This window comes from Paenibacillus sp. FSL E2-0177 (assembly GCF_037992975.1).
Taxonomy (GTDB): domain Bacteria; phylum Bacillota; class Bacilli; order Paenibacillales; family Paenibacillaceae; genus Paenibacillus_AQ; species Paenibacillus_AQ odorifer.
This window is the reverse complement of the sequence record NZ_CP150307.1, coordinates 2,706,156-2,719,523: the sequence shown is the minus strand read 5'-3', so window position 1 is coordinate 2,719,523 and position 13,368 is coordinate 2,706,156. Positions and strand designations below refer to the sequence as shown.

Here is a 13,368-nt window from a genome sequence, read left to right as displayed (position 1 = left end):
AAGCTCTTCTACTCTTCATTACCTTTTCTGCATGTTGTAGAGCATCCTGCCGATTTCTTTTCTCCACTGGCCCTTTCTAGTTGTTCTCCTTCACTAAGGTCTGTACTGCTCTTCTAGCAAAACAACCTTACCTTCTACAAATGTCAGATGGAATAATCTATCCATTAGCTCTTCGCTAATAAAACTCGTATAGTCCACTTGCTGATGTCTCGCCCCGTTTAGTTCAGCTATAGTTACATCAGGCTCCAGCTTAACCCGCTTAATTTCTTCGCTTGCGTTTCGGATATAGAATCCATTAGGCAATGATTCGGGTTCTAGTACACCATCTTCTTTAGCTGCAATTTCTGCCGCCTCTCCACCGAACCATTCCACCTCATCCAGATCCAGATAAACCGTATTCCCTTCTGTGATAACGCCCTTTATAAAAGCTAATTTTTTCTCCACTTGCGGTAACTTATAAATAATTTTTTTCAGTTCCTCCACACTCTCACCCTGCACTCCGCTCTCAGAGTTAGATTGGATTGAAATCTCACCTATAGTTTGAACTAGCTCCTTGGTAGTTGGGTTAGTCTCTTTTGGTGGCTTGTTATAAAAAGAATATCCATTAAAACCAAGTGAGACTAATGTGATACCCACTAAGACTGTAACCCTTAAATTTTTCCATTTCATAAGCTTCACCCTCTATCACGTGATTTAACGGAACCTTAATAAACAATTGCGCTATATCATAGACAATCACTAGTTGACCGGGCAGAATAAATATTATATACATGTCTTACCTATAACGTAGTTGAAGGAGCTCACACTTATGACAGAATCATTTCAAGCGTTAGTTGTCGACAAAACAGAATCATCCTTCTCCGTAGCTGTTAAACCGGTTACCCTAGAGGATCTGCCAGCTGGAGAGGTTGTAATTAAGGTTGCTTACTCCAGTGTAAACTATAAAGACGGTTTAGCCAGTATTCCAAACGGTAAAATTCTAAGAACATATCCCTTTATTCCAGGGATAGATTTATCCGGTATTGTGGTATCTTCCACAGACGAACGGTTTCATAAAGGGCAGCAAGTCATTGCGACAGGATATGGTGTTGGCGTATCACACTTTGGTGGCTTTAGCGAATACGCTCGTATTCCCGCAGGTTGGATCACTCCTCTTCCCGAAGGCCTGACGCTTAAAGAAGCTATGATCTACGGTACTGCAGGACTGACAGCCGCCTTATCCATACTGGCCCTGGAAGATCATGACGTTTCCCCGGACAAAGGCAAAGTACTTGTAACAGGCGCTACCGGCGGTGTAGGTGGATCTGCTATTGCCATGCTTGGCGCAAAAGGGTATAGCGTAGTGGCAAGCACAGGTAACGCCGAAGCTACCGATTACCTTAGAGGTATAGGAGCCGAAGACGTGATTTCACGTGAAGAGGTCATTGGCGGCGCCAGCAAACCCTTGGACAAACAATTATGGCAAGGCGCAGTAGATTCGGTGGGTGGTGACACCCTTGCCGCAGTTTTGAGTAAAATCACCTACAGAGGTTCTGTAGCTGCAAGTGGCTTAACCGGAGGCACTTCAGTTCCAACTACAGTACTTCCGTTCATTCTTCGGGGTGTTAACCTTCTCGGCATAGATTCCGTTGAATGTCCTGCAGACCTTCGCCAGAAGGCTTGGAAACGGATGGCGAGCGATCTGAAGCCAAGTCAGCTGGAGAACCTCGTGGATCGTGAAGTCACGTTAACCGAGCTACCGCAAGCATTGGAAGATATTCTACAAGGAAACCTTAGAGGAAGAGTACTTGTCCGTTTATCCTAGGTTTAACAACGAAACCTCCCGGAATCTAGAGTTCCGGGAGGTTTTTTTAGTTTACTCTTGGTTATTCGGATATTGGTAATGCGGCTGCTGCTGTACATAGGGTTGTTGGCGATAATGCTGATCATAACCCTGCGTATAGTACCCTTGCATCGGGTATGGCTGATAATTAAAGGCTTGTGTAGCTGGAGGCATTTGTGAAGATATCGGGATGGGTTGTGCCTGCATATGAGCGTATGGATTCATATTTGGCTGCATATTAGGATGCATATTTGGTTTAACATTGGCTTGCATATTTGGAGCCATATTAGGGGCCATATTAGGAGCCATATTGCTGCTGCCCATTACTTTATCTTCTTCGCAGCAGTCAGCAGGAGGGCCGATGAAGGTTCCAGGCTTGATTGGAGCTAAAGCTTCTTTTACCTTAGCTTCATTTAAGCAGTAAGTATGGGCTAATACATTTGCCGGGGTTTTGCTAAGAATATCCGAACCTAAGATAACCTCAGGAATAGGTGCGTCAAAAATCGCGAGCAGATGTGTATTATCGACAGTAGCTATCTCATAATGCCACCAGCCTTGCGGCACATTTGCCACTTGACCCGGACAAATCGGAAAATGCAGAAGTTCATTTGTGAACGGATTGATTAAAGACACTACCGCTGAACCGCAGATACAATATACAAGCTCTGCAGCATTTTGATGATAATGAGGTTCAACCACATTTGATTTGCTAAGAAAAATATCCAGCAGTGATATGTTCTCGAGCGTATTCAATTGTTTAACCGACAGCAAGTTAATGAAGTTGTTGGCATCTTTTTTAAAAAGTGTATTAGTGTTCACATCAAAAGTAAACTCTGTATTGGGGGACGTATAGTCCATGTATGAAGTCACTTTTTTTCCTACCTTTCTGTTGCTATAAATTTTTGCTTTCCCTAAACACAAGATATGCGTTTGCCTATGCCTAGGTGCGGAGATTCACTACTCCTGATAAAAATTCATCTTTCTTTTCTAAACGGGGCATCCTCTAAGTATTACACTCTCACCCCACATAGGAGGCACAGTATGAAATCGATTCGCACAAAAATAGTGTTAGCGTTATGTATCACTGTCTTTACAATTATGGGTTTCCAGCCTATGAATCTTAGCTCCACAGTTGAGGCCGCCAATAACAAAACATCAGCGAAACCGGCGCCTCTTACATTCGTTCTAGTTCATGGGTCTTGGGCTACTGCTGGTTTTTGGGATCAAACGGCCGCCGCACTTCGCAGCTTAGGGCACACCGTCTATACTCCGGAATATGCCGGACATGGCGGGGACAATAACAATAATGTAACGCATGCGCAAATCACACAGTCTGTTGTCGACTATATCAAGCAAAAAGACTTAAAGGATATCATTCTGCTTGGACATAGCTTTGGTGGTTCGGTGATCCAAACCGTCTCTCAGCAAGTACCGGATCGGATCAAACGTCTGGTATTCTTCGACGCCTTCGTACCGCTGGATGGGCAAAGTGTGGCGGACCAATTTCCAGCTGATTCGCTGAAGTACTTTGAACAGCTGAGAGATACTTCCGGCAATAACACCATAACGCTCCCTTTCCCTCTTTTCCGGAATACATTCGTCAACACCGCCAGTCTTGCGGAAACGCAAGCTTTTTACAAACAAGCTCCTCCTGAGCCAGCAAGTCCACTTTTCGAAAAGCTTGATCTCAAGAAATTTTACAGTCTCCAGATTCCCAAAAGTTATCTTTATCTAACGGAGGACACCGCGATACCGCAAGGTCCATACGGATTCCATCCTACACAATCCAGTCATTTAGGCATCTTCCGCTTCATCGAGGGCAAAGGAGATCACATGACCACCGTTCGAACCGAACCCAAAATGCTGGCGGAATTAATGGTGAAGGCGGGAAGAGATTAGTCGCTTAACAGCTGGATAATCTAGGTAGCTGTTGTGGCTTGAGCTGGGGTTTTTGGCGCTGAGCTGGTGATTGAGCTGAGCTATGTGATGTGAGTTGGGCTATGCGATGTGAGTTGGGCTATGCGATGTGAGCTGAGCTATGTCACTCTGAGATAGCCTTGCCACTTTGAGCTGGCATTGTCACTCTGAGCTGAACATTGCGACTTTAAATACACTAGAGTTTGGCGGTGATCGGACCGAGGAGCTCTTATTTTCATAATTTCGGCGATTTAGCCTTGCTATCGGACTCAGATGCAGCTAATCGCCCAAATGTACTCCTATAATGCGTGATTTCAGGGGAATAAGAGCCATACAGTCCGAAACTCTCGCCAGGACGACCATAATGCCAAAATAACTGCAATACGGTCCGTAACGATGTCTGAAGCGCTGTCTCTTAAGTAATCACCAACGTAGGCTGATGATTTGTGACGCTGAGTTAGCCTTGCCACTCTGAGCCAACATTGTCACTCTGAGCTGAACATTACCACGTTGAGTTAGCCTTGCCACTTTGAGCTGGCATTGTCACTCTGAGCTGAACATTGCGACTTTAAATACACTAGAGTTTGGCGGTGATCGGACCGAGGAGCTCTTATTTTCATAATTTCGGCGATTTAGCCTTGCTATCGGACTCAGATGCAGCTATTCACCCAAATGTACTCCTATAATGCGTGATTTCAGGGGAATAAGAGCCATACAGTCCGAAACTCTCGCCAGGACGACCATAATGCCAAAATAACTGCAATACGGTCCGTAACGATGTCTGAAGCGCTGTCTCTTAAGTAATCAGCAACGTAGGCTGATGATTTGTGACGCTGAGTTAGCCTTGCCACTTTAAGCTGCACTGTCACTCTGAGATAGCCTTGCTACTTTGAGCTGGCATTGTCACTCTGAGTTAGCCTTGCCACTTTGAGCTGCACTGTCACTCTGAGTTGGGATTGTCACTCTGAGCTGGCATTGTCACTCTGAGCCAACATTGTCACTCTGAGCTGGCATTGTCACTCTGAGCCAACATTGCCACTCTGAGCTGAACATTACCACTCTGAGTTAGCCTTGCTACTTTGAGCTGGCATTGTCACTCTGAGCTGAACATTGCCACTCTAAATACACTAGAGCTTGGCGGTGATCGGACCGAGGAGCCCTTATTTTCATAATTTCGGCGAATTAGCCATGCTATCGGACTCAGATGCAGCTATTCACCCAAATGTACTCCTATAATGCGTGATTTTAGGGAAATAAGAACCATACAGTCCGAAACTCTCGCCAGTACGACCATAATACCAAAATAGCTGCAATTCAGTCCGTAACGATCGTGCAGTGCAGCAAAAATAGCTGCAATACGGTCCGTAACGATCTGTGAAGCGAGGTTTCTTAACAACGTAGGTTGATCATTTGTGATGCTAAGTTGGTATTGTCACTCTGGGCCGAACATTGTCACTGATCATTTGTGACGCTAAGTTGGTATTGTCACTCTGGGCCGAACATTGTCACTGATCATTTGGAGAAACAGACCACGTGGACTAAACGATTGTGCTTTCAAATCAAAAAAAGAGCAAGCGTATGGGAACCCCCTACTACGCTTGCTCTTTTTCCTATCCATAACCAACCTACTTCCTAGGCAATCCGCCACGCGGCAGCTCGGGGTCCGATGTCACTCCGGTAATCACCCAGCTATTTTTCTCTTGCACAAGTGAAATTGTCAAAAGTATAGAAGGTGCTGGTCCACTTGAAGTCGCAGTATCCAAACGCATTTCTATGACCTCTGAGTTCTTGTTAATTATCGTTTCTTTAGTGACCTCGTAGTTCGTGATCCAAGGGCTGGAGACACCCGTCACCCAGTTTAGTTCAACAAACCGCGGATACATAATCTTTTTGAAATCTTTGGAGAAGATCGAATATTGAATCGAGGCATTCCGATGCTGTAATCCGAACCCGTATAGCTCTGATGCTTGAATTGCAGAAGGTAATATAATGCGCCTAGACTCCGGAGCTGGCTTAGGCATAGCCGATAGCAGTTCTCCATTAACGTGAGTCATAGTAACGGGAGCTGATGCACCCATAGCCATTCCCGGCAGAAGCAACAATCCCGCAATTAGGGCAGTCGCCATTTTCATTTTGCTAATTAGAATCACCTCATTCGTAGCCTGTTCACTACATGTGAATTGAATCTAATTATTCCCCCACCTCACCCATAAATATGTACACCGTTTCCAATTTTCCCAATAATGTATACCTCAATGAATTAAACTGGTAATATAAAATACAATGATACTACACAACCAGCAATTCCATTAGATTTTTATAGGAGAGGTTCCCATGAAAAAAATCTTAAACATTTGTCTAGTAGCAGGCCTGCTACTCACTCTATCCGTCGCTACTTTGAATACAGCAAGCGCTGAATCCAAGGTCAAAACCTACAAAAACTGCACGGAGCTAAACAAAGATTACAAAGGTGGAGTAGCCATTTCCAGCTCAACCAAGAACAAAGGCGGCAAAACGAAATACAAACCCTACGTATCGAAAGAACTCTATAATGCCAATAAAAAAAGCGACCGTGACAAAGACGGAATTGCTTGTGAGAAATAGGCTTAGCCTTGCTCCACTATTTGCTTGAGCCTTAGATCCGGCGTGAAAAAGAGTCTGTAGCTCAGTACACTGAGCAGCATACTCGTTATGGCAGCAGAGGCAGTGAACGAGAACACAATTAATATCTGATAACGAACAGCTACTACAGGATCAGCACCCGCGATGATCATTCCGGTCATCATTCCAGGGAGTTGAACAAGCCCAACCGTCTTCATACCGTCGATGGTAGGAATCATACTGAATTTTACAGATCTTTTTCTAACTTCCTGGACCGCCTGTGGGACCGTTGCTCCAAGAGACAACAACGTTTCAATCTCCCCTTTGCTCTGCTGAATTTCATGCTTGATATGGTTAATGAACAACCCTGAAACCACCATAGCACTGCCAATGGTCATGCCGCTAATCGGAATGATATATTGTGGCGTAGCCTCAATGATATGTAAGCTGAGCAGAATGCCCATCATGAGCAGTTCCATAGTAGCAATCGCCAGTCCAATTCTCCAGACTAATCCGCGCAAGCCTTTGCCTCTTTTGGCTGCATTCCATGCGGCTACACTGATCATAAAGAGTATTATCACAATTACATAAATGACCTGATCCGATTTAAAAATAAATTGCAGCACATACCCCACCGCAAGCAATTGAATGGCCGACCGCACTGTGCCTACAATGATATCTTTTTCCAGTCCGAGCTTTTGCCACACGGAGACCAACATTGTCCCTAATACAAACAGAAGCGTGAAACTTAGTGCTGTATAACTCATAACAACGACGCTCCTTCCGAAGGCCGAACGAACCTTTTAGCCAATTCTTCCGCAGATTCAGCAAAAAAAGACTCGCTCACATGCTGTTCCAACCTGCCTTTTCCCATAAACCATGTAGTTGTGCTTATTCTGCTCGCCTGCTTAAGATCATGAGTGACCCAAATCATCGAAGTGCCTTCTTCCTTATGCCAATCCTCTAGTAGCTTCTCAACCATTTGAGTGCTGTTAACATCGAGCGAAGCGGTGATTTCATCGAGCAATAATACCGTAGGTCGGAGCAGCAAGGATCGAATTAAAGAAATCCGCTGCTTTTCACCACCCGAACAATCTGCCGCTTTTTTGCTTAAATCCAAATGCTCCAGCCCCAATTGCCCAATTAGTCGCTGCACTAGTTTAAGATCATAAGGTTTGTCATGCAGTCTGCTGACAGTTCTTAAATTATCCTCCACACTGCCAGACAGCATGACCGCTTGTTGTGCTACAAACCCTATTTTCATCCTCCATAATCTCGCATCCATACTTTTATATGAAGTCCCATTTACCAACATATCTCCCTCATTCGGAGCATCCAAGAGAGCTAGGATTCTAAGGAGTGTACTTTTCCCTTGGCCAGAGGCACCAATCAATGCGATGCGGTCCGATTCAGCTATGTCTGCGGAGATCTCCGAGAAAAGATATTTCGAAGTTTGGTCGTTACTTTTCCAATTAAGTTTTGCAAGTCTCTGAATCTCAAAAATACTACTCAATCCCCTACCTCCTAATACCATCCGCTAAAATAGCATACCGTCTAGTATTATAGCATTTCAGCTATAAAAAAGAGAAAGACATCCAGTTTCAGGACGTCTTTCCCTATTCGAACTATTGCTTTTTATTGATTAAAACGGGCCACAACAAACACCGCAGGTGAATTCCAATAGATCGTCACTTCATTCGTAGAATAGCTAAGCTCATGATCGACAAAGCACTGCGCAGCTGGTTTTCCTTGTAAATGCTCAACTACATATTCATCATGCAGCCCACGATCTGGCCCCCCTGACACCAATCCCGGCACCGGATCAGCCACATGGTCACCTACAGAAGGGCGATGATGCGGATTCATCACGGCATGATCCCCAAACCCGGTAACATAGCTGATATCCAGAACGTTACGCCCCATCAGATAATGTAGATGATCTAAGGCACAGTCCGCAAAACCGGAGTCTCCACTAAAATATTCAGCCGCCAGCAGCAGCATTGCATTGTTCATTACTAGCATATTGCTGCCCCAGATATAGTCCTCCTCTTTTAAGGAGATCCTATAGCCCTCCTCACGACTCTGTTCCGCTAATCGTTGTGCCTCAGCAACAAGCCCTTCTTTTAACGAGGCATATAAAGCACGGTCTGCCTGCTCCTCACCATTTAACAGATAAGCAATAGTGCCATAGCCCCCCATATCACCCCAGCCTAAACTGTATTTTGGAAAAGCCAGCTGCACTAGCTGCAGAACAGCTTGATGATATTCCTCTTTCCCTGTCGTACGATACAGCTCCGCCGCTGCCCAATACCGCTCGTCCTTATCGACTCCATCCCCGTATTCTCCAGTGCTAATCTCAGGCGGATTCGTAAAACCGGGTACATCTGGATGCTGTACAAGCCATTCCCATGCTGCCCCCGCAGCATCCAGACATTTCCCCGCATAAGCAGCATCAAAAGGCTTGTACACTCTTGCAGCCATAGCCATAACACCAGCAAAATCCCCAGTTGCAGTAGCAGATAATGGTGAGAAGTACAGGTCTGCTGTATCGTCCTCAGGCATAACATCCAGACCAGGAAAGCTTAACGTAGTCAATTTATGGTATACACCACCTGTTGCGGAGTCTTGCATTTTAAACAACCAATCGAGCTCCACCCTGCATTCCAGCAGCACATCTGGCGTAGATCCATCACTTTCAGGCAATGGGATAGCGCTTACAAAAGCCGAGGGATATAATTCATATGCAAGCAGCATATCCGCGATAGCTTTCGCTCCGGGACCGCTATATTTTCCATAATCACCTGCATCATGCCAGCCACCCGAACAGTCTAGTTGAAGATCCGGTTGCCCATATACAATCCCTTTTGCGGTATGACACGCCTTGTGCTTCCAATCTCCAGCATATTCTTCAGTCAACTCAACGCCACAGCGATAATAATAAAAAGCTTTCAGCAAGCCCTGTTGAAGCTCATGATAAGGCTGATCTGAGATTGTAAAGGATGCCGAAGCTAGACCCTCGCCCTGCTCAATCCGATATCTTCCCTCAGTATTGACTTCCGAGAAATCACCTGTGTGCAAAGTTACTCCACTGGCTTTATCAAATCTTCCAGCATCTGAACTACCTTTGAACACAATAGTCCCACTATCAACATCAACTACCTGAAAATCATGCTCAGTACCTGTAAATACTGCGATCTTTTGTCCATCCAGCGGATATCCGATTTGATTCACAGTAATGGTGCGAAGTGTACGCTCGCTCATCTTCATTCTCCTTTTATGTAAAAATGATGAAGCTGAAGTAACCATTCTCTTCTAGTTGAGAATACTCTATTCTAGTTATCTATAGCAATGATGTATACAAGAAAAAAACCTAGAGTCACCCGAAAGGAAACGGATAACTCTAGGCGGACAAAACAGCTTATTTGTCGTCAAGCAGTTTAATAAAGTTAGCTGGAAGTGTGAACTGCTTATTATGAACCACTATACGGCGAAGCTCTTCCTCGAAGGAGCTAAGATCATCTTCATCATCGTCTTTAATTTCCTTTATATCCCGGTGCAGACGCTCCATTTGCAGATCAAGGGCATGAGCGGCATCCGCCGCATTTTTCAGTTCACGAGTCATACTCTCAGGTACTGATTTATTATATTTATAAAAGATTTTATGTTCGAGGCTTGCCCAGAAATCCATAGCAATGGTACGAATTTGAACTTCTACACAGACAAGCTCCTGGCGATCGGACATAAAAACAGGGACTTGAATCAGCAAGTGAAGACTCTGATATCCGTTAGGTTTAGGGTTCTTAATATAATCCTTTACCTCAAGGACCGTTAGATCATCCTGCTTCTGAAGCATCTCACTAACATGATAGATATCAGAGATAAAAGAACAGGTGATCCGCAGACCAGCGATGTCTTTAATACAATTTTTCACTGAATCCAGCGATAATTCACCATTTTTGCGCAGCATCTTGTTCATGATACTTTCTGGAGACTTAATACGCGATTTGGTATGTTCAATTGGGCTGTAATCATGCAGAGACTGAAACTCCTGTTTTAGGATCTCAATCTTCGTTTCCATCTCATCCAATGCAAATTTATAAATTAACATGAAACGAGTGATATCGTGCTTAAGCTTCTTAAATTGTTCGATTTGATTCTCGGGGGTCATTATCTCATTTCTCCTCTTGTAGCGTTTCTCTATATTTATCATAGCCAATCCACTAGTGAATTTCAAATTCAGCGGTAATGTAGCCATAATCCAAACCTCACACTTCGTTTGATTACGTACCTTTTGCGCCGCGAATCCACTTTCGAAGTCGCTATAGGACCCAGTTGACCTTATACACAGTATAATCCCATAATCGGGATGCTATCGGACTCCATAATCGCTATTGGCAAAATAACACAAAATATGAACCTCTTCATAAGAAATAACGTCACTGGAGTCCGAAACCCTGCTCAAACGGAGATAAACCTAAGAACCAAATCCATGATGCCCAAGCAACTAAAGTAACCCAAATAACCAAACTAGCCAAAGACCCTCAATATGTTACGGACCGTATTGCAGCTATTTGAGCTTTTTGGTCATTTTTACAGAAGTATCGGACCTTATAGCTCTTATTACCATGTAACAGTGCAGAATCGGTGTGGTTATGAGTAAATAGCTGCAATATAGTCCGATAGCTCGCCTAAAACATTCGAAATGGAGAAATAAGGTCAGCTGAGTCCGATCCATCGGAAAAGTGTGTTCACAAGCATGGGGGATAGTTCAAATCGCGCAAGAACCTAAAGTAACCTAAGTGCAAATAACGCCTTCTGAGTCCGAACACTCAGCGGTAAAGGTCATGGAGAAACTAATGCCTGATGTCGGTTGGTTTACGTCCAGGAACATAGTGTACCCGATCATTAAACTGAAAGTTTCATTATTCAGTTGAGCTGTTTCCACTTTTGCTCAAGTGTTTGCGGAACATACTCCTTCAATAGAGTTAAGAGTTCCAACGGCTCGTTGGATACGTTTAGCAGACTGAGATGCGAAGAATTAGAGAAGCCTTCTTGAATACTGTTATGTATCAGATTCATCAGAGGATCAAAATAATTCCTGATATTTAGAACCCCTACCGGCTTCTTGTGTATGCCAATTTGTGACCAGCACAAAACCTCAAAGAGCTCCTCATACGTTCCAAACCCTCCAGGTAAAGCAATAAAGCCATCTGCCAGCTCTCCCATTTTTGCTTTACGGCCATGCATATCCTCTACTTCTATCAACTGCGTTAACTCTCTATGTACCATTTCCCCATTAAATAATCCTCTAGGCATTACCCCGATTACCTCGCCTCCACCATTCAAAACAGCATTAGCGACTTCACCCATTAATCCGATTTTTGAGCCACCGTAAATTAAACGATAATTATTCATAGCCATGTAATTACCAAGTTCAACAGCTTTAGCTTTATAATCCTCATGCAACCCTAAATTCGATCCTGCGAAAACACATATTGATTTCAAAATCTCATCTCCAAACTATATATTGATAATGTCCGCTATCTAATATACTATATGTTGGAGTATAAATCATGTGAAAGATTAAGGAGTGCTACATAATATGGAAATTAATGATGTGCAGAAATGGATTAATCATTTTTATGGAGAACGAGGCTGGACTACTTATGGTCCTTTTATAAGAGTCGGATTCTTAATGGAAGAGACAGGTGAAGTCGCACGAGCTGTACGCTCCTATGAAATCGGCAGAGATCGACCGGATGAATCGACTCGTACTCCAGAGCAACTGAAAAACGACTTGATTGAGGAAATCGGGGATGTTCTCGGAAATATCGCATTGTTAGCTGACTTATATGGCATCACTTTAGAAGAGGCTTTTACTGCACATAAAGAAAAATTAGTGAAGCGATTTAATTCCTAGGGACGAAGTAATCCTAAAAAAATAGGACTACAATCGGCAAGACCGAATTGTAGCCCTTGTTTATTTTACTCTTTAAGCCCTGTTAAGCTTAACCGCCTAAAGTATGATTCGAAATGGCTTTGATTATTGTTTCCCAATCATCCGGGTGGACTTCGTGGCCCGTTCCTTCCAGGGTTAGAAGCGACGCATCAGGAATTTCCGCCGCAAGCGCCAAGCCATGCTCTATAGGAAGCACCGTGTCTTCTGTGCCGTGGATAACCAAGGTAGGAACCATGATATTTTTTGCCTTGCCCTCGTAGCCGTCATCCCCTGTAAGAAGAGAATGATTAAACATGCTAAGCAAGTTGTTGGCACGTTTTATTTCCAGCCTTACTTGTTTATACGCTCTTTTCTCATCGAATTTATGTTTTGAACCACAGAGTATGCCGGAACCTGAAACCAAATAATTGGCTACCTCTTCCTCATTAGACCAATCCAGTGTTGCTCCATCTGCATGGAATGCGAGGATCCGCTCATCCATAGGAGGCAAGTTCCGATCATTATCGTCAGATTCGAAAAAACTTGATGCGATCAAGGTTAAGGTTAGAACCTTTTGCGGATGACGTGTAGCAAGGACTTGCGCAATCATTCCGCCTAAGGACATTCCAACGATATTTGCCTGTTCTATATTATAGGCGTCTAGTAACCCAGCAGCATCATTTGCCATGTCCATCACGGTATAATTGGAACTCCCAGGCTCATAAACAACGGAACGTCCGACATCCCGGTTATCATAACGAATAACGTAACGTCCGGTATCTGCTAATCGCTGACAGAACTCTTCATCCCAATAAACCATAGAACAGGTGGCACCCATAATCAGCAATATCGCAGGATTGCTAGGATTTCCAAAACTATCCGAACATATATCAATTCCGTTTACTTTTACTATTTTTTCGCTCATTGTTCATTCCTCATTTCATTCGAATTTTATCAATGAATGCACAGTTAAATAAGACTCAATACATTTTCAAAAAAATGGATGATGTCATCATTGAATTGCACCTCAAATTAACGTAAACGAATGAATTTGATAATCACGATAAGCACTCTCCTATTCCATATTGAA

General features: G+C 43.7%; 14 protein-coding genes. 4 read left to right on the top strand and 10 right to left on the bottom strand.

What is annotated here, in order from left to right:
- Positions 1–93 precede the first annotated feature (93 nt).
- A complete protein-coding gene (locus tag MHI25_RS12000; protein ID WP_076303027.1) occupies positions 94–669 on the bottom strand; it encodes a hypothetical protein in 576 nt (191 codons plus the stop codon).
- A gap of 139 nt (positions 670–808) precedes the next feature.
- Between MHI25_RS12000 and MHI25_RS11995 the strand changes: the two genes are divergently transcribed.
- A complete protein-coding gene (locus tag MHI25_RS11995; protein ID WP_076187339.1) occupies positions 809–1,804 on the top strand; it encodes an acryloyl-CoA reductase in 996 nt (331 codons plus the stop codon).
- Positions 1,805–1,855: 51 nt separating this feature from the next.
- Here the strand turns inward: MHI25_RS11995 and MHI25_RS11990 are convergent, their stop codons facing one another.
- Positions 1,856–2,692, bottom strand: coding sequence for a cupin domain-containing protein (locus tag MHI25_RS11990; protein ID WP_081383448.1), 837 nt, complete (start codon positions 2,690–2,692; stop codon positions 1,856–1,858).
- Between the two features lie 171 nt (positions 2,693–2,863).
- Between MHI25_RS11990 and MHI25_RS11985 the strand changes: the two genes are divergently transcribed.
- The gene (locus MHI25_RS11985; protein WP_340395464.1) at positions 2,864–3,721 is read left to right on the top strand and encodes an alpha/beta hydrolase; all 858 of its coding nucleotides are present in this window, start codon (positions 2,864–2,866) and stop codon (positions 3,719–3,721) included.
- 1,228 nt (positions 3,722–4,949) lie between these two features.
- Here MHI25_RS11985 and MHI25_RS11980 read toward each other — a convergent pair.
- Together MHI25_RS11980 and MHI25_RS11975 are read right to left on the bottom strand one after the other, a co-directional pair.
- Positions 4,950–5,135, bottom strand: a complete 186-nt coding sequence (locus MHI25_RS11980) for a hypothetical protein (protein WP_340395463.1) — start codon at positions 5,133–5,135, stop codon at positions 4,950–4,952.
- A 229-nt stretch (positions 5,136–5,364) separates the two neighbouring features.
- Positions 5,365–5,865 carry a hypothetical protein gene (locus MHI25_RS11975; protein ID WP_139331043.1) on the bottom strand — a complete coding sequence of 167 codons (501 nt, stop codon included), beginning with the start codon at positions 5,863–5,865 and terminating at the stop codon, positions 5,365–5,367.
- Positions 5,866–6,073: 208 nt separating this feature from the next.
- Between MHI25_RS11975 and MHI25_RS11970 the strand changes: the two genes are divergently transcribed.
- The gene (locus MHI25_RS11970) at positions 6,074–6,343 is read left to right on the top strand and encodes an excalibur calcium-binding domain-containing protein (RefSeq protein ID WP_076218737.1); all 270 of its coding nucleotides are present in this window, start codon (positions 6,074–6,076) and stop codon (positions 6,341–6,343) included.
- Positions 6,344–6,345: 2 nt separating this feature from the next.
- Here MHI25_RS11970 and fetB read toward each other — a convergent pair whose 3' ends face one another.
- The 5 genes from fetB to MHI25_RS11945 all read right to left on the bottom strand — a co-directional run bounded on the left by fetB (position 6,346) and on the right by MHI25_RS11945 (position 11,845).
- A complete protein-coding gene (fetB, locus tag MHI25_RS11965; RefSeq protein WP_076187012.1) occupies positions 6,346–7,107 on the bottom strand; it encodes an iron export ABC transporter permease subunit FetB in 762 nt (253 codons plus the stop codon).
- Positions 7,104–7,853: an ATP-binding cassette domain-containing protein gene (locus MHI25_RS11960; RefSeq protein WP_179088807.1), complete on the bottom strand. Its 750-nt coding sequence runs from the start codon at positions 7,851–7,853 to the stop codon at positions 7,104–7,106. Before MHI25_RS11960 ends, fetB begins: the two co-directional genes overlap by 4 nt.
- Positions 7,854–7,975: 122 nt before the next feature.
- Complete coding sequence (locus tag MHI25_RS11955) at positions 7,976–9,601, bottom strand: glycoside hydrolase family 9 protein (protein WP_340395462.1); 1,626 nt, start codon at positions 9,599–9,601, stop codon at positions 7,976–7,978.
- 157 nt (positions 9,602–9,758) lie between these two features.
- The gene (locus MHI25_RS11950) at positions 9,759–10,508 is read right to left on the bottom strand and encodes a GTP pyrophosphokinase family protein (protein WP_076130330.1); all 750 of its coding nucleotides are present in this window, start codon (positions 10,506–10,508) and stop codon (positions 9,759–9,761) included.
- Between the two features lie 758 nt (positions 10,509–11,266).
- Entirely contained in the window at positions 11,267–11,845 is a 579-nt protein-coding gene (locus MHI25_RS11945) for a TIGR00730 family Rossman fold protein (protein WP_339173335.1), read from the bottom strand.
- A gap of 97 nt (positions 11,846–11,942) precedes the next feature.
- On the opposite strand from MHI25_RS11945, the gene MHI25_RS11940 reads away from it, so the two are divergent.
- Positions 11,943–12,260 (top strand): MazG-like family protein, encoded by a 318-nt coding sequence (locus MHI25_RS11940; RefSeq protein ID WP_076130332.1) that lies wholly within the window; start codon positions 11,943–11,945, stop codon positions 12,258–12,260.
- Between the two features lie 88 nt (positions 12,261–12,348).
- Here MHI25_RS11940 and MHI25_RS11935 read toward each other — a convergent pair whose 3' ends face one another.
- On the bottom strand, positions 12,349–13,203 hold the full coding sequence (locus MHI25_RS11935) for an alpha/beta hydrolase (protein WP_340395461.1): 855 nt from the start codon (positions 13,201–13,203) through the stop codon (positions 12,349–12,351).
- Positions 13,204–13,368: the final 165 nt, after the last annotated feature.

Excerpts from the sequence above, each read along its gene's own strand:
- MHI25_RS12000 (WP_076303027.1), bottom strand. The coding sequence starts at position 669 with ATGAAATGGAAAAATTTAAGGGTTACAGTCTTAGTGGGTATCACATTA.
- MHI25_RS11995 (WP_076187339.1), top strand. The coding sequence starts at position 809 with ATGACAGAATCATTTCAAGCGTTAGTTGTCGACAAAACAGAATCATCC.
- MHI25_RS11940 (WP_076130332.1), top strand. The coding sequence starts at position 11,943 with ATGGAAATTAATGATGTGCAGAAATGGATTAATCATTTTTATGGAGAA.
- MHI25_RS11975 (WP_139331043.1), bottom strand. The coding sequence starts at position 5,865 with ATGGCGACTGCCCTAATTGCGGGATTGTTGCTTCTGCCGGGAATGGCT.
- MHI25_RS11970 (WP_076218737.1), top strand. The coding sequence starts at position 6,074 with ATGAAAAAAATCTTAAACATTTGTCTAGTAGCAGGCCTGCTACTCACT.
- MHI25_RS11950 (WP_076130330.1), bottom strand. The coding sequence starts at position 10,508 with ATGACCCCCGAGAATCAAATCGAACAATTTAAGAAGCTTAAGCACGAT.
- MHI25_RS11955 (WP_340395462.1), bottom strand. The coding sequence starts at position 9,601 with ATGAGCGAGCGTACACTTCGCACCATTACTGTGAATCAAATCGGATAT.
- fetB (WP_076187012.1), bottom strand. The coding sequence starts at position 7,107 with ATGAGTTATACAGCACTAAGTTTCACGCTTCTGTTTGTATTAGGGACA.
- MHI25_RS11985 (WP_340395464.1), top strand. The coding sequence starts at position 2,864 with ATGAAATCGATTCGCACAAAAATAGTGTTAGCGTTATGTATCACTGTC.
- MHI25_RS11935 (WP_340395461.1), bottom strand. The coding sequence starts at position 13,203 with ATGAGCGAAAAAATAGTAAAAGTAAACGGAATTGATATATGTTCGGAT.